Source organism: Caproiciproducens sp. CPB-2, assembly GCF_036287215.1.
In the GTDB taxonomy this organism is placed as follows: domain Bacteria; phylum Bacillota; class Clostridia; order Oscillospirales; family Acutalibacteraceae; genus Caproiciproducens.
On the sequence record NZ_CP142860.1, the window covers coordinates 2,664,556 to 2,686,475 of the forward strand.

Consider the following 21,920-nt stretch of genomic DNA (forward strand, 5'->3'; position numbering starts at 1 on the left):
TCAGACGGCTATATTTTAGAATAAGATTCAGGAAAAGTCAATCGAATTCTGTAATATAGAATCAATTTCGTTAATAACGAAATAATATGCTCTGCCGTTTTGTTGAAAATCAACAAAGCGCTTCCAGATATCTCCGTTCTGATTTAGAAAATATTAATAATACTCCTTAAGATAATTGACTGTATGTATATTTAATCACAATAATACTAATCGTTATTTTTAATGGAAAGGGCAACGTCAGGCACGTATTTTACAGACAAAGAAGGAGCCGGTTTCCATGGAAACCGGCTCCTTCTGATATCATTTATAAATCGGACGTCTCACCCGCCAGCTGAAACCGGCCGACCTCATCGTGAAGAATCGCCGCCTGAGCGGAAAGCTCCTCGCTGGAAGCGGAACTTTCCTGCGCGGTCGCTGCGTTTGTCTGTACCACCGCGGAAATCTGTTCGATGCCCTGGGTGATCTGAGCGATTGCCGCAGCCTGCTCCCGAGAAGCTTTATCAATCTCTTCAATGGAAATTTTGACCTGTTCGGCGGTTTCGGTCACCCTGCTCAGCTCCGCCGCCGTATTTTCGGCGGTCTGGGAGGCGTCCCCCACCGCCTGGATCGAAGCGTTGATCAGCGAGGATGTCTGCTTTGCCGCCTCGGCGGACTTTGCGGCCAGAACGCGGACCTCATCGGCGACAACGGCAAAACCTTTCCCGGCTTCCCCCGCGCGCGCCGCCTCAATCGCCGCGTTGAGCGCCAGAATGTTCGTCTGGGAAGAAATGTCCTCGATGGCCTTGATGATCTGGCCGATCTGGTCCGAGGACACCTTCATCTCGTTCATCGCGGAGAGCATCTGCCCCATGTGGCGGTTGCTTTCCTCAATACTGGAAACCGTCTGAACGACGTAATCCGTCGCCTGATCGACGCTGGAGGCGTTGTGATTTACCTGCTCGGACACATTGGCGGTGGACTGGGACAGCTCCTCAATGGTGGCGGCCTGTTCCGACGCGCCCGAAGCCAGCGCCTGAGAAGCGTAGGAAACCTGATCCGCCCCGGACTTCACCTGCTGAGCGGATTCGTTCATCGTTGCCAGCGTCCGGTTCAAAGAGGTATAAATGGTCTGCAGGGACTCTTTGATCGGTATAAAATCCCCGATATATTCCTGCTCGACGGAGGAGGTGACGTCCCCCTGGGCGATTCTGAGCAAATGGTCGGTAATGTCCTGAACAATACTGCGCATCATGACGATCAGCTGTTCCGTCGCCTGGGTCAGCACGCCCGTCTCGTCCTGCGTCATGACGACCGGCGAAGGCGGAGACTGAACGTCGCCTAAGGAAAGGCCGTGCAGACGTTTGGTAACGTTCTGAATCGGCCCGGTGATCTTTCCCGCCCACCGGTACATCAGCAGCATGCCGAAGACGGCAAGGGCCGCGCTGGCCAGAAGCAGAATGAAAAGGGACCACATTTTCTGCTGGTTTTGGCTGGCCACCGCCTTGTTGATATCGTCATAATAATTTCCCGTGCTGACATACCAGCCGTAGGGTTCAAATTTTTGGGTAAAGGCACGCTTCTGGAACGTTCCCTGCTGTCCGGGCTTGGTAAAATAAAACTCGGTATATCCGCCGCCGTCCTGATCGCCCGCGGCAATCACATTCCGTATGTAATAATTGCCCGCCAAGTCCTTGGCGTCATAGCGCATGGCGCCCTCATATTCCTTGTTCATATGCACCGCGCACAGCCCGTTGGCCTCGTCCGCCCAAAAATACCCTTCCCCGTTGTTATAGCGGGTATCCCGGACAATTTTTTTGGCATTGTCAAGCGCCTGCCGCTCCGTGATTGTCCCGTCCTGATAGCTCTGGTAGTTCGCATTCAGGGCGCTGATGATGTTTTCAACCGCGACCTTGATTTCCTTGTCATACGCCTGTTTGGTGGCGGCAATGGAAAGATTGAACGCCCGGTCCATGCAGAGATAGGAAATACCGGACAGCACCACGATCAAACTAAGCAGCAGACCTCCGATAAACAGGACCAATTTCCCTTTCAGGTGCAGCGAATGTTTTTTTGTCATTTTGAAATCCCCTTTTCAGTCTTTTCCTAAATATACGGCTATTGACAAAGCACTTTCCCGGATGCTTTTCCATTGCCGTCAGGATTGCTTCCATTATTTGTGAGTTGCTTAAACGGATCGATTGAAATTTACCTTTTGAACAAACAATTGCCATTATTTTCTATATAATAGCATAAAACGCTTTCGCTGTTGTTAAATTGCAAGAATATTAATGTGAAATTTTTACAATTTTCACAAAAAAAGAAGCCCGACTGCAGATCGTCCAAGCCTTCCGGCGTGGTCAATCTTTCCAGTAAGGGCTTCTTTCCGCGGGGCACAAAGATGGATTCAAGCCTGAAAGATTAAAAAAAGGATGTATTTGTTGATGCTGCGAATGGAAAGGGAACGGAACGATGGGAAACTAAAGCAGCGTTTCGTAAAGCTTGGGAGACGGCTTCGGAATCACCGTTGTCTGCACCAGAAGCTCGCACTGCTTTTTTGCCGCCTCCACGGCGGTGCGCACGGCCCCCACGTCTCCGGTCAGGACGACCACGCCTTTTCCGCCGATGGAATAACCGATCTTGATTTCAATCAGCGTAACGTTCGCCGCTTTTGCCGCCACATCCCCGGCCGTTACCGCCGAAGCGACGGAATAGAACTCCAGCACGCCGACCGCCCCCGGATTTTCCACCTGGTTCGTCAGGCAGATCGCGGGAATCAGCTGGGAGTGGATGTTCGGAATCAGCAGGGTATCCACCAGATACTCTCCGGCGTACTTCTCTCCCACGGCCATGGAAACCTTGACGTCCCCGGTCGTCCCGCCGATCAGCACAATATACTTGCCGGGGCAGACGGTGGACGCTTTCAGCAGGTCCACGTTCGCGGCCTTGATCATATAATCGCTTGTTTCAATTCCTCTGGCAATACTGGAAAATTCAATCATACCGATTGCCTTGCTCATGCTGCTCACTCCTCCATGCTCCGACGGATGACCGCGCCGGTCCCGTCGATTTTTTCTATCACACCGTCAATGCTCGCGTGGATGTTCGCGGACAATCCGCCCTGCGCCGCCGCAGCCAGCAGCTCGCCCTTTGCGACGCGGTCATTGACCTGTTTGACCGGAGCAGCCGGTTTGCCAATGTGCTGCTGGAAAGGAATGAACACCCTTTCCGGGGCAAGCTCACAGCATTCCTTTGCATGAAGCCGGTAATAGTCCATAATATTCAGCCGGGCCGCCAGCCTGCCGGTAGGCACCTGGCCGTACCGGGCAGCCTCGCTGGGAACGGGATTCCTGTTCTGCTCCACCTTGATGCCGCGTTCCCTGAGCCGGCCCTTCAGATAAATATTCACCTTCCGGGGAGACAGCCCCATGGGGCAGGAAAACATCTCGCAGACGCCGCATTCCGAGCAGTTCACCGCCGTTCCGAAGGCTTTCTGATATTCCTCGTTATCGGTGATAAAGGGCTCCCGGAAGAGGCTGCGCATGACAAGATGCGGCTTCATATTGTGGCCGATCAGATTCCGGGGGCAAAGGCTCGTGCACATCCTGCACTGGACGCACGCGCTTTTTGCCTGCAGCCGGATGCGGCGGAGCGGCATGGTCGCCCGGCGGATCAGATAATGATCCTTCGGCAGGACGATGATATTTCCCGTCGTCTTGGTAACGCTCAGTTCTTTTATCCGGACGGGGTCCGTAAACACCTTCCCCATCATGGGCCCGCCCAGAATGATATCGTAATCGGAAACAGTGGGCTTTGCTTTGTCAATGCATTCGGTTACGGGGGTCCCCACAGGCACATGGAGAAGGACCGGTTCCCTGACCTCCCCCACAACGGACAGATATTTGTCCGTTACCGGCCTGCCCTGCAATGCGTCGTAAATATTGAGCATCGTGCCCACATTGTCCACGACCGCTCCCACATCCAGGGGAATCCCCCGTTCCGGGACGGATTTTCCGCAGATCAGCTGCACCATTACCTGCTCGTCTCCGGCAGGATAAAAAGCGGGCATTTCAAACAGCTCGACCGGCGCTCCCGCTTTTTCAATCGCGCCCCTGAGCGCGGCGATCTCCGCCGTATATTTTCTTTTCAGGGCAATCACCGTACGCTTTGCGCCCAGATGGGCGGAAACGGCCTGCGCGGCCTCGACAATCCTGTCGGGATAAGTACGGGAAATATATTTGTCCGTCTCGATCAGCGGTTCGCACTCGGCGGCGTTGATAATAAAGCAGTCCGCTTTCGCCGAAAGCTTCACATGGGTGGGAAAACCCGCTCCGCCCGCTCCGACGACGCCGGCGTCCTTGATCGCTTCTGTCAGATTCATGGTATCACCGTCCTAAATAAAACATTCCAGACCTGCTTTCATTATTCCCGGATGATCCGCATCCCGTTGACCCGGGCATAGTCCCAGGCCTCGGAAGAAATGATGCTGTCGGCCGCCACCCGCATGACAAGAATATTGTCGTTGTTCAGCAGGGCCAAATCCCTTGCCGTCACAATTTCCCGTCCTGTTCCGCCCGGCCGTTTCCGCCGCGGACCCGGCTGCGCGGCAGGCGCCTCGGCGGGCGCCGCGTCCGTCGTCTCGCCCAGCACGCCGTCTTCCAGCTGACTCAGCGGGCAGAAAATCACGCCGGATTCTTTCAGGAAATGGATCTTCTCCAGCATCATGTTGTAATAAACCGCCGGGGCCGTCCTCTTATAATCGAACAGCTCGACTTCTTCCTCGACCGCGAAGACGGTCTTCCCCTTCAAAATGGCCTGAACCGCCGCTTTCGAATACGGAGTGTCCTCCGTTCCGCCCGCGATCCGGACCAGCATATCGTTCGTCAGGTTGAAAAGAACGACCGCCGAAAATTCGTCCACGGAACAGCCGTATTCGTCCTTCAGGGCGCACTCCGTCCGGTAGCGGGCCGTCAGCCGGCCGCTCTCCAGCATCCGGTGGCACCCGGTGCTTTGGTCATGCTTCTGCGTCAATATCAGAAGGCCGGGCCTTGTATGGTTTCCCCCCTGAATGTCCATAGCTCCTCCTATCTTCTACCTGCTTTCGCAGTTCATCGCGATACCCGCCGGAGTAATCAGGAACGGATAATGGGGTTTGATCGTCTGAATGCCCGTTTCCTTCTCAAACACCTTTTCAATATCCGTCATGCAGCAGGTTCCTCCGCAGAGATAGATTGCCTGTGTATCGTCTTTTTGAATGTACTTGTTGACAATCGCCGCCATTTTTTCAAGAACGGCCTTGATCACCGGAAAAATTTCACGGTGGCGGGCGTAATCCAGCTTGATCTGCTCGGCTTCTTCAAAGGAAATATGCATATTCCCCGCCAGAACCAGCGTCAGATGGGTTCCCCCCGTCGGTTCGTCCTCGATTTCGGCCACCTTGCCGTCTTTGAAGATGGCAAGCCCGGTCGTCCCGCCGCCGATATCCACGACAACGCCGTCGCTGATCTGAAAAACGGAATTCGCCGCCGTCGGCTCATCCAGCACGTTGACCACCTCCAGCCCCGCGCCCTCCGCCACATAAACGTGGGTTTTGGTGCTGGACTGGGTCCCCGCGGGCATGGCAATCGCGCAGTGGGCAAGCTCCCTGCCCAGGCGTTCTTCGAGCTTCGCTTTCAGCTCCTTGACAATGCGCTGCGCTCCGAGGTAGTCCACGACAACGCCGTCCCTCAGGACACGCGCCGCCTTTTTTTCACACGCGACAGGATTGTTTTCTTCGTCCAGAACGACGAGGACGATGTACGCGGTGCCGAGGTCGACGCCGACCTTCAGTTTATCGCCGACGGGCTGAAAGGTTTTGGTCTCGGACTCCTCCACCCGCGCCATATAGCTGTCCACTCTGTCTAAATCCATCATATACAGGCCGCCTTTCCGCTTTTTCATGCTTCTCATTTAAAACCGCTCTTGCCGGTCAGACTCCTGAAACAATCAACATCACGCAGCGGAACAGGTTTCCTTTGCGGTTGGGGGCCGCAGCCTAACCGAACGCCGCGGCCCCCAACGGATTCTATCTGTGATTTGTTTGCCGGTGAGACTAATCCCGCTTCAGCATATTTTAAATTCCATGTTGGGTCGTTATTTATAATCCTTTGGAAAAATCCCTGATGTGGAACGCGTCCGACAAAACACATCTGCGTTTTCTGCAGAAGGATTTCGCGCTGGTCAGGCCCTCGCCGGTCGGCCCCGCGATGGTAAAGGTGGTGTGGCCCTCGCCGCCCACTCCGATGCCCGCGTAGGACGGGGCGTTCTTGACAAAGATGGTGGTCTGCAAAAGCTTTGCCATCTTGGTCAGCTTATCGACATTTTTGGAGTGCATCATAGCGGTGTGGCGGTTGCCCCTTTCCGCGATGAGGGCAAGGTCGATCGCTTCGTCTACGTTTCTCGTCCGGACGATCGGAAGAATCGGCATCATCAGCTCCTCCATCACGAACGGATGGTCCTTCGGCGTTTCCATGATGATGACCTTGACCTCCGGCCCGGCCTGAATCCCGATTTTATCAAGGATATAAACGGCGCTCTTGCCGACAAAGGATGTTTTGGGCCCGCCGCCTTCCTTCCTGACCAGATCGGCAAGCTTTTGGATCACGGCGGGATCCGTCACCTGATAGGCGCCGTTTTCCTTCATGCTGCGGATCAGCTCGTCGGTGATCCGGTCGACCGCGATGACCTCTTTCTCCGCGATGCAGGGAAGGTTGTTGTCAAAGCTGCAGCCGTTGACGATATCGATCGCCGCCTTTTTGACGTCCGCGGTTTCGTCGACCACGACGGGCGGATTTCCCGCGCCGGCGCCGATGGCCTTTTTCCCGGTGGACATGACGAGCTTGACGATTCCCGGGCCGCCCGTCGCGACCAGCATCCTGATTTTCGGATGCTTCATCATGACGTTGGTATTTTCAATGGACGGCTCCATGACGGTAACGATCAGGTTCTTCGGCGCGCCGGCTTCTTCCAGCGCCCTGTTGATCATGGTGACCAGCCTGATGGTAACGTCCTTTGCCCTCGGGTGCGGGCTGAACACAATCGAATTTCCCGCCGCAAGCATCCCTATGGAATTGCAGATAATGGTTTCCGTCGGGTTGGTCGCGGGCGTAATCGCGCCGATGACCCCAAACGGGCAATATTCCACGAGGGTAAGGCCGTCGTCTCCGGACAGGGCCGTTGTTTCCAAATCCTCAATGCCGGGTGACTTTTCCGCGGCCAGCCTGTTTTTGATCAATTTGTGGGGATAATTTCCCATTCCGGTTTCTTCCACGGCCAGCCGGGAGATCAGTTCCAGATTCTCCTGTTTCAGGACCACGTCCCGCAGGGTCTGGACATATTTCTGCCTTTCGGCCATGGAACAGAACAAGTACTGCTTCTGGGCGATGTCACAGGCGTCGATCGCCTCTTCCATGGTATTGAAAATTCCGCAGGAACCGCCTTTTTCTTCCTTTTTTATTTCGGGAGCGGCGGTTTTTTCCGCTTTGGCTTTGCCCGCGTCCATTTCGTTCAGTACCTGTTTGACCATTTTTTCAATTAAATTCGCATCTATATCCATCGATTTTCCACCCCTTATTCATCAATAGCACAATATAGGACACGCCCTGCTCCATCCGCTTATGCGCGGGGGTCCGGCGCTTTGATCTTTCGCAGAATGACGAAGTCGTCATTCTTTAACGCGCACGCGTTTGCCTCATCCAAATCCACATGCATTTCCAGCGAGGATTTCTCGGAAACCCGCACAAGGACATTTCCAAGAACGCATCTGCGCTCCCCGCAGGTCTCCACCTCCACGATCTCCTTATCCTTTACGCCCATTTTCGCCGCCTGCACGGGGGTCATATGAACGTGCCTGAGCGCCACAATGGTGCCGTAGGGCAGCGTAACGCTTCCTTTCGGCCCAATCAGCTCCAGTCCCGGCGTATGGTCCAGCCTGCCCGATTCCCGGATCGGGGCCTTGACCCCCAAACGGAACCCGTCGGCCAGGGAAATTTCGACCTGGCTCTCTTTTCTCAAGGGCCCTAAAATACGCACATTCTGAAATTCACCCTTCGGTCCGCGGATATTGACCGTTTCCTTTGCCGCAAACTGACCGGGCTGCTTCAGCGTTTTCATATGCGTCAGCCGGTAACCCGGGCCGAATAATTTTTCCAGATCGCTTTGGTTCAGATGCACATGGCGGTTTGACACGCCAACCGGAATTTTGCAGTTTTCCAGATTCTGAATCTTTTCAACGACCAGTTTTGCAATTGTTTCAAGGACATCCGTTTGCATCTCTGTATCAGCCACCTTCTGCTTGATCTGCCGGTTTCTGTTCAGTCCCGGTCTGCCGGACTTCGGTTGATTTGGTTGGGCGGAACGTATTTCCTCATAGGGGAAGCCTCCTTTGGAAAGATTGTTCAAAAAAATAGAAATCGGCTCTTCGGTCAATTACAAATCAGCCTTGCGGCCGATTGAATTGCTTTTTCCTGCAGCAGCTGCACTTTGTCAAGCTTTTCCCACTGAAAATCCTGGTCCTCCCGGCCAAAGTGCCCGTACGCCGCGGTCTTTAAAAACTGCGGTTTCCGAAGCTTCAGCTGCTCCAAAATATCGGCTACGGAAAAGGAAAAGGTCTGCCTGACTGCGGAATCAATATATTTCTTTTTGATCCGCTCCGTACCGAACGTGTTGATGGTGACGGCAACGGGGTCGGCCATGCCGATCGCGTAGGCCAGCGCCACTTCGCATCTTCCGGCCAGCTTAGCCGCGACGATGTTTTTTGCCGCGTAGCGGGCCATATAGGCCGCCGAACGGTCCACCTTTGTCGGGTCCTTCCCGGAAAAGGCGCCGCCGCCGTGCTTTCCGACCCCGCCGTAAGTATCGACCATGATCTTGCGGCCGGTCAGCCCTACGTCCGCAGCCGGGCCGCCGATGACGAAGCGGCCGGTCTGATTAATGTAGATTTTGGTCTCGCCGTTCATCCATTTGGGGTCTACCTCGCTCTGGATGACTTTATGTAAAATGGTGTTGTATACGGTTTCATAGCCGACGTCCGCCTCGTGCTGCGCGGACACGACGATCCCGGTAAGGCAGAGGGGCTCTCCCTTTGCGCCGTACTTCATGGTCACCTGGCTTTTCCCGTCCGGGTACAGCCAGGGAACGGTTCCGTCCTTTCGGACCTGCGCAAGCTTCATAACCAGCCGGTGCGCCAGATCGATGGTCGCCGGCATGTAGTGCTCCGTTTCGTCGCACGCGTAGCCGTACATCATCCCCTGGTCCCCCGCGCCGAAAACTTTTTTTCCGCAATCCGCCGTCCGTGAAGAATCCACTCCCCGGGCGATATCCGGCGACTGGGAAGTAAGGTTGGTCAGAACGACGGCGTTTTGGCAGTCAAAGCCGGTACAGGGACGCGTGTAGCCGATCTTTTTCACGATTTCCCTTGCGACGCCGGGAACATCCACCTTTGCTTCGGACGTTACCTCGCCCGCAATCATAATCGTGCCGGGTGAAATCATGGTCTCCACGGCTACCCGGGACTCCGGGTCCTCCGCCAGATACGCATCCAATATCCCATCTGAAATCTGATCGCATATTTTGTCCGGATGCCCTTCCGTGACAGATTCCGATGTTACCAAATACTCATCCATTCTCTCTTCCCTACCTTGATTTCAAAGCGTTGTCCTGTTCCAGAGCCAGCGATTTTTTATACTGGAACACGGTCACATGTTCATATTTTTTAAAGACCTTGCTGAAATAGCTGCTCTCGTTATAGCCAAGGCGGAACGCGACGTCGATAATGTTCAGGTCGGTAAAGGAAAAATACCCTTTTGCGATGGTCAGCTTCCGCATATGCAGATATTCAATGACGCTTACTCCCATCTGCTGCATAAAGATGCGGCTCAGGTACCCCTGACTGATATTGCAGTGGTCCACAATCTGGTTCAGGCCGATATCCTTTTTGATGTTTTCATCGATGTAGCGGAACACGGATTCCAGCACCTTGTACTTTTTAATGCTGACCTGCTGGAAAATGTAATTCATGACATTGAACAGCCAGAATTCCAGGCTCTTTTTTTCGGAGAGCAGAACCTCCGTCATCGGGAACAGCTCTTCGCATTTTATCTGCTCCTCATTCAGCCAGTCCAGCATGCTCATCAGGCTCTGTCCCAGCTTCATAAACGTGGCTTTCAGCTGTTCGGGGTCACTGCCCGTATCGGAGTAAATTTCATTCACAATCTGCGGAATCCGGTAGTACATTTTTTTGAAATCTTTTTCTTTAAGGATGGAGAAAAGGGAGTCCGTCTGCTTTCCGTATTTTTTATGAGATTCCGAATAGCCGTCGAGCAGGCTCTTAATAAGGGCCCCGGTAACCGGCTTTGAAATATATTCCCGGACCTCCGCTTTCAAAGCCTCGCGTGCAAACTCGAAATTGTTATAGGCGGAAACAATATAGATCGTAATGTTGTGGTTGCTCGTATAAATCTGTTTGCTCGCTTCGATCCCGGAGATCCCCGGCATCATAATATCCATAAATACAATATCGATTTTTTCCGTTTTGCAAACCTCTACGGCGTCCTCTCCATTGGCAACAGTGCGCACGACAGTAAAGCCACTCACGTCGGACACCATGATCCGCATGGCTTCTCTCATCAGTTCTTCATCATCAGCAATCATTACCCGATACATTTACAGTACCTTTTCATCAAAGTTTTTTGGATATTTAATCAGACACTTTGTTCCGCTTTTCTCGCTGTATTGCATAACAACGTCGTACTGCGGGCCAAAGGAACTGACCAGCCTCTGTCTGATACTGGAGATCCCCGTTTCTATGGTATCTCCTTCGTAACCGCCTTCTTTATACGATTTGAACCTCTGCGAAATTTTTTCCTCGTTCAGTCCCAGACCGCTGTCCTCTATGGAAATAGCCACGTCGCTGTCCCTATAAGAAACCGAAATCCGTACGGTGCCGCCTTCCCGCTTTTGGTCAATCCCGTAAAAAACCGCCTTTTCCACAAAGGGAAGAACGATAAATTTCGGAATCCGCTGCATATGTATATTTTCCGCAATGCCAATGGAATAGTTCAGCCGCTCTCCCAGCCGGACCTTCTGTATTTTCAGATACCGTTCAATATTTTCCATTTCATCCGCTACGGAGATGGAATTTTGGGTATTGATAAGATTATACCGTAAGAACTCCGCGAACAGCGTCACCATTTCATTGGTCTTCGGGGCCTTTTCAATGACCGCCAGATTGGAAATGGAGTTCAGACACCGGAATAAAAAGGAGGGGTTCATCTGCGACTGCAGCGCGGTCAGCTCGGCGTTCTTAAGGCTGTACTCCAGTTCCATTCTTTTTCGCTTCTCACTCAGGTTTTCCATTTCCTTGTTTAAAGTTTCCTTGAGCATCAGCCTGGACAGTTCCTTTTCGCCAAGCTGGTTGACAATCAGAGAAATCATGTCCGCTATATTGACAAACTGTTCGTAGGACATTTCCTGTATTTTATTGAACAGGTTGCTCTTGCTGACTTTATAATCCTCCGCGTGGTGCATCACGGTTTCCAGCCTGCATACATTCGTAGGGGCGTCGTTGCACCGGATTTGCCCCCCGATAAAGCCTCCGAGGTAGTGCCCCCGGACGATAATCGGAATGGCGACCTCCATCAGCCCGCAGGGACAGAAATACACCGAGGTTTTCTGTGTCACCGCGGCCTGGATCGCGCCGAACGCATCAGAGGACCAGCAAAGGCGTTTTTCTCCTTCATTCCTCCTGATTTCTTGACAGAATTCGGTGAAAGAGGTCATTTCCGTGACCGGTTCGCCCTTAAAATCCACCGTGACAAACGCCAGACCCGTCGCTTTGGAAATCTTTTCCTGGATATCTTCTAACTTCTCTTTCCCAAAAAGATGGTTGATATCGAAATTATTGAACACACTGTCTTCATCCTGCACCAAATCTTTAATTTTGGTATTTAAGAACTCATCCATGAAAGCAACCTCCTAAATCAAGAATATACTACTCTAATATACCACACTGCCCATATTATATAATATATTCTTTGACTTTGGGGATTTTTAGTGTATTTTTTTCAATAATGTTTCGACATCCTGCTCTGTTATTCCCCTTGGGTTCATCGGAGTACATCCGTCCTGCACCGCATTTTGGGCCACATAATGGACATATTGGTCGAAATTCTCCTGCGACACGCCGCACTCGCTGAGGGTAAGCGGCATATTCATCAGCTTCTTCAGGGAGGTGATGCACGCGAGAAGGACCGCTACGGCAAGCTTGGGGTCGGCGCTTCTTTCCACCATCCCCGTCCGGTAGGCCATCTGCGCATATTTGGCCGCGACCCGGTCGTCCAGGCTGTTAAACAGAATCACTTCATTGAGCAGAAGGGCGTTTGCAAGTCCGTGCGCGATATGAAAGGTTCCCCCCACCTGATGCGCGATGCTGTGGCTCATGCCAAGTCCCGCGATGCTGAACGCGATGCCCGCGAGGCTGGAAGCCAAAAGCATTTCCACCCTTGCCTGCTCGTCGCCGCCGTGGCGGTAGCACTGCAGGAGCGATCTCATAATCAGCTCCACGGCTTTTTCGGCCATTGCGTCCGTATAAACGCTGGAGCCCTTGGCCACATAGGCCTCCATCGCGTGGGTCATGACGTCCATGCCGGTGTTCGCCGTAATTTCCGGCGGAAGCGACAGTGTCAGCTTTGCGTCGAGAATCGCTTCGTCGGGATAGATGCTGTCGTCGAAAAAGATATGTTTTTTCTTGGTTTCGTGGTCCACCACGACCGTTGCGGCCGTTACCTCCGAGCCCGTTCCGCTTGTGGTCGGAATCGCAATCAGCGGCACGCCGGCGGCTATCTTCATCTCCCGCGCAAAATAGAGGATTCCCTTCGCGGTGTCGATGGCGGAGCCTCCCCCGAACGCGATCATGACCTCGGGCCGGAACTGCTTGAAAATCGCGACCCCTTTCCCGATGACGGTCAGGGGCGTATCGGGCAGGACCCCGTTAAACAGCTTTACCTCGTTGCTGTTGTCGATGACTTCCAGCACTTTCCGGATGCTCCCGTTTTCAATCAGGAACCGGTCGCAGATGATCCAGATTCTTTTTCCCGTGATGGCCGCGAGATGTTCCAGCGAGTTTTCCCCGTAATAAATTTTGGTTCTCAGATAGATACGTTCCAATTTCATCCCCGCTTTCTAACGAATGGTAAAGGCGTCCATCAGCGTGCATCTTCTCCTTCTTGCGAAATGTCTTGCGGTCGTGGTTCCTTCCCCGGTGATTGTCGCAATGGTAAAGCTGGTGTCGCCCTCCCCTTTGTAGCCGATCCCGGCCAGGGAAGAGCCGTTTTTCACGAAGACGGAGGTCTGCATTTTCTTTGCCGCCCGGTTCAGCCGCTCAATGGATTGGGAGTGGATGGTCGCGGTGTGGCGGAACCCCTGTTCGATTTCAAAGGCGGTTTCCAGCGCTTCGTCGAAGTCGGCCACCCTGACAAGGGGGACAACCGGCATCAGCATTTCCAGCGTGACAAACGGATGATGCTGAATGGTGTCGACCACGATCAGCCGGACGGTTTCACTGCAGGGGATTTTGGCCGCCTTTAAAATTTCATTGGCGCTTTTGCCTTCAAACGCTTTGTTGATGCCCATGTCCTGTGTGACGGTCACGGAGGTCAGCTTCAGCATTTCTTCCTCGTTATGGATATAGTAAACGTTGTTTTTCTTAAGCTCTTCCACAAATTCATCCGCGGCAGCCGCGACGACGACGATGCTCTTTTCCGAGATGCACATGACGTTGTTGTCAAAGGAAGCGCCCTCGACGATATCCCTTGCCGCCTGCTTCAGATCGGCCGTTTCGTCGACGATGGCGGTCGGATTCCCCGGCCCCGCGCCGATCACTTTTTTGCCGCTGGCAAGCGCCTCTCTCAGAACGCCGCTGCCGCCCGTAGTCACCACCATGGAGATATCGGGGTGCGTCATCAGCTCGCGGGTCACCGCCATGGAGGTATCCCCCAGCGTGACGACCAGATTGTCGATGCCGCAGGTGTCACGGATGGCGACGTTGATCATTTCCGTTACGAACTGGGAAACCTTGATGGCTCTGGGGTGCGGGACATGCACGACGGCGTTGCCCGCGGCCAGCAGGCCGATGGTATTGTTAATGAGTGTGGCGCACGGATTGGTGCAGGGATGCACGGCGCAGACGACGCCGTAGGAGGACAGTTCATACAGGGTCATCCCGCTGTCTCCCGTTTTCACCTCGGTGATCAAATCCTCCACGCCGGGCGTTTTCCGAATGGCCAGAAGGAGCTTTTTGACCTTATCTTCGACATTGCCCATTCCGGTTTCTTCCGCCGCCATTTCAGCGATCATATTCACCAGCGGCAAAAGCTCTTCTTTTATCGCGTCGATGACTTCCTGACGTTCATTCAGCGTAAACCTGGAATACTGGGCGTAGGCCCCCTGGGCTACCGCAACAGCATCATTCACCGAACGGAAGACCCCGCTTCTTACCGTATCGCTGCAGGTCAGGTATTTCTTCACCAATTCTCCAATTTGTGCAGTATTCATCTTAACCTCTCTTTCGCCCGATTCCTCAGGCTTTCAGTTAAATAAATTCAGGATATGACACTGCCTGTTTCTTGGCCTTGTTTATAAATCAAAAATCGACGGATTTCCGGACACAAAGTGTCTTACCCCGCCTACGGCGCCCACGACCGCAGCTTATTCCATACAGGTTTCTGTACGCCTCGTTTTGAATACGCTTCAAAGGAACCTTATGCGAAATGTGCATGCAGGCTCAGCCTGCCCGTATGCCGAGCATTTTTGACGCGGTCAGACGCGATTTTAGCCGAATAAGACAAGACTCTTGATTTTACAAGCAAAGCCTAAATATCCATCGTATCGATAATGCCTACAATGGCCATGTCAACGGAGACATTATGCTTTTGAACACGCACGGCCGACCCGGAGCAGACCAGGACATACTCCCCGATGCCCGCCCCCACATAATCGGCGGCAACCTCTTCGGAGCCGATGTTGCGCTTCTGGGAATCGATTTTCTGAATAATCATCAGCTTAAAGCCGACCAGGGATTCTTCCTTCCGCGTCGCAACAACATTACCCACCACTTTTGCCATATAAATGGTAATCACAATCCTTTCCTGACCTTAGTTCCTAAGGATTATTTCTCTTTTTTGGCCCTTGGCTTTCTGGGCGGCTGTTTGGATGTCCCCTTTTCTTTCACTACCGTGTTCCTGGGGCCGGTGCTTCCCGCTGCCGTGGATTTTCTCGTCCCCGTTCTGCCGGACGGTTTGGCTTTGACTTCCGGCTGGGAAACGGCCGGTTCCTTCCCTGGGGAAACAGCGGGCGGATCCTGCGGCTTTTCTTCCTCCGCCGGGAATTTGGCGGGGGCTTTCCTCTCCGTTTTTGCTTCCGTCTGAATCGTCTCCGGCACCGGCGCGGGGATTTCCTTTGCCGGGACAACCGCTTCCGGTCCGGGCAGAGGGGCTGCTTCCACGGGCAAAACCGTTTCCGGCTCCGTCAGGACGGCTTCCTGCGCGGGAACTGCAGCCGCTTCCTGTGCGGGCTCCGGCGGAACAGTTTCTTCCGTTTGCGGTGCCGTGGGGGGCTCCTGAACAGGTTCTTCCGGCTTCGCTTCCGGAATTTCCGGCGCTGCAGGAACTTCCGGCTCCGGTTCGGGTTCGGGCTCCGGCGGCTTCGGCGGCTTCGGCGCGGGAGGTTCCGGCTGATCCGGCGGCGTTTTTTCATCCTCTTTTTTCTCAGTCTGACAAAATACTCTTTCAACGCTGTCCGCAGGTCTGGGAATCACTTTGGAAGAAATATAGTGCTGGAAGGTCTCGCCGACTTGCTTGCCCGCGCTGACGGCGGCGTTTACGGCTGCCACATCGCCAGTGATCTTCACGGTAATCCAGCCGTGTCCTCTTGCTTTTTCGATCTGGATAATCGTCACATTCGCTGTTTTCACCATGGTGTCCGCTACTAAAACGGCCGTTGCCAGTCCCCGTATTTCTATTAACCCCAATGCGTTTTTCATTTTGTCACCTTACTTCTTTTTTTCTTCTGAAAATATATAAAATGTAAACAAAATCAAATTTCGTTACCTGATTTTCCATTTTTCAAATTACTGTCTGACGATTTCAATGCCCAGCCGGGACGCCTTCTCCTTCGCCAGAGCGGTCAGAAGATCACCCGGGCGCAGCACGATCCGTCCTTCCTGCGCAAATCTGTCGATATCGCCTTCCGTAATCACTTTGTGCCCGCTTCCCGCGCGCGGCGTCGGCTGGACCCGTGTGATCCCGGGATTTCTTGGAACCGGTTCTCCGTCAAAAAGTTCCTCTTTGATTTCAATGCCGTACTGAGCGATGATTTTGTAATATTCCCGTATTCTGGCGGCATACGCCGCGGGTTCCTTCCCCGTAAGCGGTTCCAGACCCGATTTCAGCAGCACGATTTTCTGGCCGTTCGCCATGCAGCTCTGTACCCATTTTGTCTCGAAGGTATCGCCGATGCACAGCGCGGTTTTGACTACAAGCTCTCTCGGAGCGGCCGGGAAAACGGTCGTGCCGTCCGACAGCTTTGCCAGATCGGCTTCCTCCTGCCTGAGGACAGTGCCGCAGCCTTGGCATTCCCTGAGCTTTTTCATGTGATAGTCGTTTGTCATGGAAGGGGGAACCACCGTAACGACCCGGTATTCGCGCCGGTCCTTCAGCTTTTCAAAAAGGGAACGGTATTCCTCTCTCCATCCTTCGGTAAGGATGACATACAATTTCTGTCCGGGTACGGAGGAATTGGGCAGCAAATTTTCAGCCTGCATTTTCTGTATCACTTTTAAGATAATCTGATACAGATTGTTTTCATTGATTTCCACGGTACCCCTCCTTTGCTTTCCAAAACTTTTTATCCGGACTAATGAAAAGGCGGTCATGATAGGAAGGAATCAGGGAAGAGCTTTCCCCGACCCTTCCGTACCATTAACGCCCTACACCGTCACGTGTGGAAGAAGAATTGAGTGGTGATGAATTAGTCCATATGAGGGATAATCTTCTCAGTGTCCGAATGAGGACGGGGAATGACGTGGATGGAGACCACTTCGCCGACCATTTTGGCGGAAGCCGCTCCGGCGTCCGTCGCGGCCTTGACGGCCCCGACGTCTCCGCGTACCATAACCGTTACCAGTCCGGAACCGATCTTTTCGTAGCCGACCAGGGTGACGTTCGCCGCCTTGACCATGGCATCGGCTGCTTCAATTGCCGGTACGAGTCCATGTGTTTCGATCATACCCAGTGCATCAGAGTTCATGTGTAAACCTCCTTCATTGTAGCGTTAGTGTTAAATATATGGATGAGTGGTTGATTTTGGCTCGGAGCCCAACGCGCCAAGCAGCTTCAGACCGACATCTCTGGCCGCTCTGACCGCCTGCCGTACGGCGCCGGAATCTCCCGTAAAGATAAGAATCACTTCGTTCGAGTAGCTGGTTCCGCCGTTGCCCGGAGAGCTGTAGCAGACCACGTCCACACTCGCCGCCTTGACGGCCACATCCGCCAGAACCGTGCCGATCGCGGCGGGGCCCGCGCAGGTCATGCCGAACGCTTTGCCCAGAGGGGATCCGAACGCCTTTTCAAGGCACTGGCTGGCTCTTGCCGAATACTGGAATTCCAGATGTCCGGCATCGTTCCCGTAAACATCGCCGAAGTATTTCGGAAGGCTGGCCAGGGCGATTTCCACCGCTCTTCTCGCGTCCGAAACATCCTCCGCTCCGATATAGATCAAGTCGCCGTGACCGGCCCCGCCCTTCGTATCTCTGGGCAGCTCGATCGTGATCACTTCCGTATTGGTTGCTTTGACGGCGTCATCCACCGCCATAATCTGCGGGCCTGCCCCCGTTCTGCCGCCGATAATCCCGATTGAACGGTATTTACCGAGCTTCATCACGTCGACAAGCATCGGGTCCACGCTGGCGATGACCAATCCGATCGTATCGCCTACAGAGGTACCCACAAATTCTGTCACTCCCAGTGAACTGCAAGGTGTACCGGTTTCCGCTGCTTTTTCCTCAGGTTTTATTTTCAGTTCATCGGCAACCTGCTGCACTACCTTATTGATTAATTGCTGGTCCATTGCCTATCCTCCGTTTCATTAAATTTTTTAACCACCAATAATACATTCGAAGCCCTGCTCTTCAACCACGGTTTTTAATGCCTGTATCTTATCAGGAGTCAGTGTCTTCACATCCTTCATCAGATAGTCCCTGCCCAAAAGCTCGTATTTGTTTTCCCCGTAGGTGTGATACGGCAGCAAATGGATTGTCTTGATATTGTGTAATGTTTTCGCGAACCTGCTGATTGCGAGAATGTCCTCTTCCGTGGCGTTTACCCCGGGGATGGTGGGGACCCGGATCACTGTCTGGGTGATTTCGGATACCCTGACGGCGTTTCGCAGAATGAGCTCGTTGCTTACCCCCGTGTATTTTTTATGCACCTCAGGATTCATTGATTTGATATCCATCAGGGCCAAATCCACATAGGGAAGCACCTTTTCGATCGCTTCGCCGGCCGCATACGCAGTCGTTTCGATTGCCGTATGCCATCCCTGTTCTTTGGAGGCCCTGAGCAGTTCCATTGTAAAATCGGACTGCACCAGGGGTTCCCCTCCTGAAACGGTGATTCCGCCGCCGGAGCGCCGGTAGGTCGTCGCGTCCTTTCTCAGCTCCAGCACCACCTGCTGCACGGTCATTGCGGCGCCTTTCAGCACCAGCGCGCCCGTGGGGCAGACATTGGCGCATTCTCCGCATCCAATACAGAGCTCCCGGTTGATCAGGCCCTTGTTGTTTGGATCGATCGCTCCCTGCCTGCAGGCTTTGATACATCTTCCACAATGAATACAACGCATTTTCTGATAAGTAATCACCGGTTTCAGCTTTTGGGATTCAGGATTACAGCACCATTGGCATGACAAAGGACATCCTTTTAAAAATACGATCGTGCGGATACCAGGACCATCATGTACGGAAAACCTCTGTATGTCGAAGACAAGTCCCGATGCGCTATAATTGATAGAATCCACCACCTACAACTCCCTTAGTTACATTTCATCAGCGCAGGGAGCAATATCACCGCAATCAGAAGGTCTGCTCCGTACGGCTGATGATATCGTCCTGCACTTCTTTTGCCAGCACGACAAACTGTGCGCTGTATCCGGCAACGCGTACTACCAGGTCCTTATACTGGTCGGGGTTTTTCTGGGCGGCCAGCAGGGTATCCCTGTCAACAACGTTGAACTGCACATGCATGCCCTTGTGGTCGAAGTAGCTTCTGACAACGGAGGCGAAGTTTTGCAGCCCCGTGTCCCCTGCGAGCGCGGAGGGCAGGAATTTCTGGTTCAGCAGTGTTCCGTTCGACGCGATAAAGTGGTCCAGCTTGGCGACGGAATTCAGTGCCGCGGTGGGTCCCTTTACGTCCTTGCCCTGTCTGGGCGACACGCCGTCCGCCAAAGGCTGCTTTGCAAGTCTGCCGTCCGGCAGCGCGCCGACGTCTTTCCCGAACAGCACGTTGGCCGATACCGGGTATACGCCCGCCTGGAACTGGCCGCCGCGCGGATTGGTGTACTTCTGAACCTCTTCGCAGTAGATTCTGGCGATCTTGCGGGAAACCATATCGACTTCGTCAATATCGTTTCCGAAGCATTCCGTGTTGTCCATCAGTCTGAAAATATTCTCATAGTCGCCGCTGCAGGAGGAGGTCGCGCAGGAATCCTTTACGCCGCACATCTTCTGCAGGTCGGCCATATCGATATTGCTGGAATTGCCGAGGACCTTTCTGACGGCCTCATAGATCTTCTGCTCCGTAAGGGCATCCGCCGTGCTGCTGCAGGGATCCGCTCCGCCGGCTTTGGCGCCGACCGGGCGGCCGAAGTTCGCGTCCACAGCTTCTTTCAGCTGGGCGGCGGTGATGTCCCTGTCGCGGAACACGTGCTTATCCATCGCATAGACGGAGTCGCCGGAATCGGCGATACCAAACGCCTGCGGGCCGGTGAAGTTGTAAATGGCTCCGCCTTCCTGTACGGACTTGCCGCGCTTGATGCAGTCGTCAACCATAGCCGACTGGAACGGGAGCGGGCATCTTTCCGCATGGGCCAGGTCGACGCAGTTGTCGGCTTCCGCCAGATGCCGTACGAAATAAGACATTTCCTTCTTGAATGCATCGTAGAACTCGTCAATGGATTTCCACTGGCTCATATCCGGGACGACCGGACCGAGCTGTTTGTCGCCGGCCTTGCCGCCGTGGATGGTGATATCCAGGACCTTGGCGACATTGAAGAACGCGGCGTCGTGCCAGCCCTCGGTCTTGTGCGGGCACTGCGGCTCGACACACCCGATGATGCAATAGTTGCGGGCGTCTTCCAGGGATACGCCCCTGTTTTCAAGCGCCGGAATAATGACTTCGTCATTGTACATTGCGGGGAAGCCCAGCCCGAGACGGGCAAGCTCGCACGCTCTGTAGAGGAATTCGTCCGGGGTTCCCTGCCACACGCGGATGGAGAAGGAAGGCGCCGGCAACTTTGTGTGCGCGCACGCTTCCATCATCATGTAGGAAACGTCATTGGTGGCATCCAGCCCGTCTTCGGTCTGGCCGCCTGCGCCGATGTTCTGGAACACCGCGTAGCCGGCGAATGCCTGAGCGGAAATCTCGTCGCGGGTCTTGTTGACGTCGTTGAGCTTGATCCAGATGCAGTCGATCAGCTCCTGCGCGAATTCCTTCGAGATATTCTTGTCCGCGGCAAGATACGGATACATATACATGTCGAAGCGGCCGGGAGAAATGGAGTGTCCGCTGGACTCGATCTGCATCATGCTCTGGATAAACCAGAAGGACTGGCAGGCCTCGTAGAAATTGCGGGCGCCGTTTTCCGGCACTCTGTCGCAGTTGGCGGCGATCTGCAGAAGCTCGGCCTTTCTTGTGGCGTTTGTTTCCGAAGCGGCCAGCCTTCTTGCTTCGTCGGCATATCTGTGGGCGAAATTGATGGCCGCGTTATAAGTAATAATCAAAGCGTTGTAGAACTGCTGCTTCTTTATGTAGCTGGGGTCCGACAGGTCCATCTTCATCATGGCGTCGACCACTTCTGCAATGATCCCGCGGAAGCCTTTTTCCAAAATCTTGCCGTAGTCCACGCACACATGGCCTACGCCGCCGTAGAAGTAATTGCCCACCGTAAATACGCCGGCCGCCTGGCAGTCCTTTGTTTCCTGGGACATGTAGGAAGAAGCAAGCTCGCTTGTCGTCTTCCCGGGCCAGTACTTGAAGGCCTCGTGCAGCTTCTGGGCGGTCTCCTTCGGAATCACGAACGGGTCCGCCAGTCTTGTGGCCATGGTGTCGAATTCCTTCTCGACCCAGTCAAAGGAAAATTCGGGGCAGATTTCCGTTGAGCGGGGATGCTTGGTGATGGCGCCGACGATCAGCTCGTCGTCACGGATGGTAACGGGAAGATTGTTGAAGATCTTCTCGTCCGCCTTGGCGCGTCTCATAATCGGGGGAAGTCCTTCCGTTTCCTTATAAGACTCCGTAACCAGAACCGCTCTTTCCGACTCAACATAAGGGGTTGCGTCCAAAATCATTTTCTTTAGCTTTTCAACCCTTGCCGTTGGTTTGGAAAATCCTTTTTCTATCACTTTAAATACCTCCTTAAAAAAATTTGATCGACGAATTTTTAAACACCGAAGTCCGATTTCTTGTTTGATTATATACCCGCGTCTGCTTGACCGCACAATACTATCCAAACCCAAAAAATGTAAAATTGAAACCAAAATGTTTTTTAAAGCAGGTACATTTTATGAAATATAGATAAAATTTTTGGCATTTTATCGTCTGCAAAGCCTTTCTTATTTTACAGAAAAATCTTTTCTTCCT

Annotated in this window: 19 protein-coding genes; all 19 read right to left on the reverse strand. The window is 53.4% G+C overall.

Annotated features, from left to right (window positions below):
• Positions 1-304 precede the first annotated feature (304 nt).
• Complete coding sequence (locus tag VXK30_RS13215; RefSeq protein ID WP_275715443.1) at positions 305-2,056, reverse strand: methyl-accepting chemotaxis protein; 1,752 nt, start codon at positions 2,054-2,056, stop codon at positions 305-307.
• 400 nt (positions 2,057-2,456) lie between these two features.
• Positions 2,457-2,996 carry a BMC domain-containing protein gene (locus tag VXK30_RS13220; RefSeq protein ID WP_275715441.1) on the reverse strand — a complete coding sequence of 180 codons (540 nt, stop codon included), beginning with the start codon at positions 2,994-2,996 and terminating at the stop codon, positions 2,457-2,459.
• 5 nt (positions 2,997-3,001) lie between these two features.
• Complete coding sequence (locus VXK30_RS13225) at positions 3,002-4,357, reverse strand: 4Fe-4S dicluster domain-containing protein (RefSeq protein WP_275715439.1); 1,356 nt, start codon at positions 4,355-4,357, stop codon at positions 3,002-3,004.
• Positions 4,358-4,398: 41 nt separating this feature from the next.
• On the reverse strand, positions 4,399-5,052 hold the full coding sequence (locus VXK30_RS13230) for a hypothetical protein (protein WP_275715437.1): 654 nt from the start codon (positions 5,050-5,052) through the stop codon (positions 4,399-4,401).
• 15 nt (positions 5,053-5,067) lie between these two features.
• Positions 5,068-5,889: an ethanolamine utilization protein EutJ gene (gene eutJ / locus VXK30_RS13235; RefSeq protein WP_275715435.1), complete on the reverse strand. Its 822-nt coding sequence runs from the start codon at positions 5,887-5,889 to the stop codon at positions 5,068-5,070.
• A gap of 223 nt (positions 5,890-6,112) precedes the next feature.
• Positions 6,113-7,570, reverse strand: a complete 1,458-nt coding sequence (locus VXK30_RS13240; RefSeq protein WP_275715433.1) for an aldehyde dehydrogenase family protein — start codon at positions 7,568-7,570, stop codon at positions 6,113-6,115.
• Between the two features lie 59 nt (positions 7,571-7,629).
• A complete protein-coding gene (locus VXK30_RS13245; protein ID WP_275715571.1) occupies positions 7,630-8,286 on the reverse strand; it encodes a phosphate propanoyltransferase in 657 nt (218 codons plus the stop codon).
• Between the two features lie 152 nt (positions 8,287-8,438).
• Positions 8,439-9,638, reverse strand: coding sequence for a methionine adenosyltransferase (metK, locus tag VXK30_RS13250; RefSeq protein ID WP_275715431.1), 1,200 nt, complete (start codon positions 9,636-9,638; stop codon positions 8,439-8,441).
• Between the two features lie 10 nt (positions 9,639-9,648).
• Positions 9,649-10,677 (reverse strand): response regulator, encoded by a 1,029-nt coding sequence (locus VXK30_RS13255; protein WP_275715429.1) that lies wholly within the window; start codon positions 10,675-10,677, stop codon positions 9,649-9,651.
• Positions 10,678-11,976, reverse strand: a complete 1,299-nt coding sequence (locus VXK30_RS13260) for a sensor histidine kinase (RefSeq protein ID WP_275715428.1) — start codon at positions 11,974-11,976, stop codon at positions 10,678-10,680.
• A gap of 87 nt (positions 11,977-12,063) precedes the next feature.
• Complete coding sequence (locus VXK30_RS13265; RefSeq protein WP_275715426.1) at positions 12,064-13,185, reverse strand: 1-propanol dehydrogenase PduQ; 1,122 nt, start codon at positions 13,183-13,185, stop codon at positions 12,064-12,066.
• Positions 13,186-13,194: 9 nt separating this feature from the next.
• The gene (locus tag VXK30_RS13270) at positions 13,195-14,565 is read right to left on the reverse strand and encodes an aldehyde dehydrogenase family protein (RefSeq protein WP_275715424.1); all 1,371 of its coding nucleotides are present in this window, start codon (positions 14,563-14,565) and stop codon (positions 13,195-13,197) included.
• 317 nt (positions 14,566-14,882) lie between these two features.
• Positions 14,883-15,149: a EutN/CcmL family microcompartment protein gene (locus VXK30_RS13275; protein ID WP_347562417.1), complete on the reverse strand. Its 267-nt coding sequence runs from the start codon at positions 15,147-15,149 to the stop codon at positions 14,883-14,885.
• 29 nt (positions 15,150-15,178) lie between these two features.
• Entirely contained in the window at positions 15,179-16,051 is an 873-nt protein-coding gene (locus VXK30_RS13280) for a BMC domain-containing protein (RefSeq protein ID WP_275715423.1), read from the reverse strand.
• Between the two features lie 87 nt (positions 16,052-16,138).
• Positions 16,139-16,885 carry a hypothetical protein gene (locus VXK30_RS13285; RefSeq protein WP_275715422.1) on the reverse strand — a complete coding sequence of 249 codons (747 nt, stop codon included), beginning with the start codon at positions 16,883-16,885 and terminating at the stop codon, positions 16,139-16,141.
• Between the two features lie 152 nt (positions 16,886-17,037).
• Positions 17,038-17,316, reverse strand: coding sequence for a BMC domain-containing protein (locus VXK30_RS13290; RefSeq protein ID WP_141825982.1), 279 nt, complete (start codon positions 17,314-17,316; stop codon positions 17,038-17,040).
• Positions 17,317-17,346: 30 nt separating this feature from the next.
• Complete coding sequence (pduB, locus tag VXK30_RS13295; RefSeq protein ID WP_141825983.1) at positions 17,347-18,135, reverse strand: propanediol utilization microcompartment protein PduB; 789 nt, start codon at positions 18,133-18,135, stop codon at positions 17,347-17,349.
• A 27-nt stretch (positions 18,136-18,162) separates the two neighbouring features.
• Positions 18,163-19,083, reverse strand: coding sequence for a glycyl-radical enzyme activating protein (locus VXK30_RS13300; RefSeq protein WP_442867995.1), 921 nt, complete (start codon positions 19,081-19,083; stop codon positions 18,163-18,165).
• 52 nt (positions 19,084-19,135) lie between these two features.
• Positions 19,136-21,682, reverse strand: a complete 2,547-nt coding sequence (locus VXK30_RS13305) for a glycyl radical protein (protein ID WP_275715420.1) — start codon at positions 21,680-21,682, stop codon at positions 19,136-19,138.
• Positions 21,683-21,920: the final 238 nt, after the last annotated feature.

What these genes read in the sequence shown, in the direction of transcription:
- VXK30_RS13215 (WP_275715443.1), bottom strand. Translation starts at nt 2,056, where the DNA reads ATGACAAAAAAACATTCGCTGCACCTGAAAGGGAAATTGGTCCTGTTT.
- VXK30_RS13220 (WP_275715441.1), bottom strand. Translation starts at nt 2,996, where the DNA reads ATGAGCAAGGCAATCGGTATGATTGAATTTTCCAGTATTGCCAGAGGA.
- VXK30_RS13225 (WP_275715439.1), bottom strand. Translation starts at nt 4,357, where the DNA reads ATGAATCTGACAGAAGCGATCAAGGACGCCGGCGTCGTCGGAGCGGGC.
- VXK30_RS13230 (WP_275715437.1), bottom strand. Translation starts at nt 5,052, where the DNA reads ATGGACATTCAGGGGGGAAACCATACAAGGCCCGGCCTTCTGATATTG.
- eutJ (WP_275715435.1), bottom strand. Translation starts at nt 5,889, where the DNA reads ATGATGGATTTAGACAGAGTGGACAGCTATATGGCGCGGGTGGAGGAG.
- VXK30_RS13240 (WP_275715433.1), bottom strand. Translation starts at nt 7,570, where the DNA reads ATGGATATAGATGCGAATTTAATTGAAAAAATGGTCAAACAGGTACTG.
- VXK30_RS13245 (WP_275715571.1), bottom strand. Translation starts at nt 8,286, where the DNA reads ATGCAAACGGATGTCCTTGAAACAATTGCAAAACTGGTCGTTGAAAAG.
- metK (WP_275715431.1), bottom strand. Translation starts at nt 9,638, where the DNA reads ATGGATGAGTATTTGGTAACATCGGAATCTGTCACGGAAGGGCATCCG.
- VXK30_RS13255 (WP_275715429.1), bottom strand. Translation starts at nt 10,677, where the DNA reads ATGTATCGGGTAATGATTGCTGATGATGAAGAACTGATGAGAGAAGCC.
- VXK30_RS13260 (WP_275715428.1), bottom strand. Translation starts at nt 11,976, where the DNA reads ATGGATGAGTTCTTAAATACCAAAATTAAAGATTTGGTGCAGGATGAA.
- VXK30_RS13265 (WP_275715426.1), bottom strand. Translation starts at nt 13,185, where the DNA reads ATGAAATTGGAACGTATCTATCTGAGAACCAAAATTTATTACGGGGAA.
- VXK30_RS13270 (WP_275715424.1), bottom strand. Translation starts at nt 14,565, where the DNA reads ATGAATACTGCACAAATTGGAGAATTGGTGAAGAAATACCTGACCTGC.
- VXK30_RS13280 (WP_275715423.1), bottom strand. Translation starts at nt 16,051, where the DNA reads ATGAAAAACGCATTGGGGTTAATAGAAATACGGGGACTGGCAACGGCC.
- VXK30_RS13290 (WP_141825982.1), bottom strand. Translation starts at nt 17,316, where the DNA reads ATGAACTCTGATGCACTGGGTATGATCGAAACACATGGACTCGTACCG.
- pduB (WP_141825983.1), bottom strand. Translation starts at nt 18,135, where the DNA reads ATGGACCAGCAATTAATCAATAAGGTAGTGCAGCAGGTTGCCGATGAA.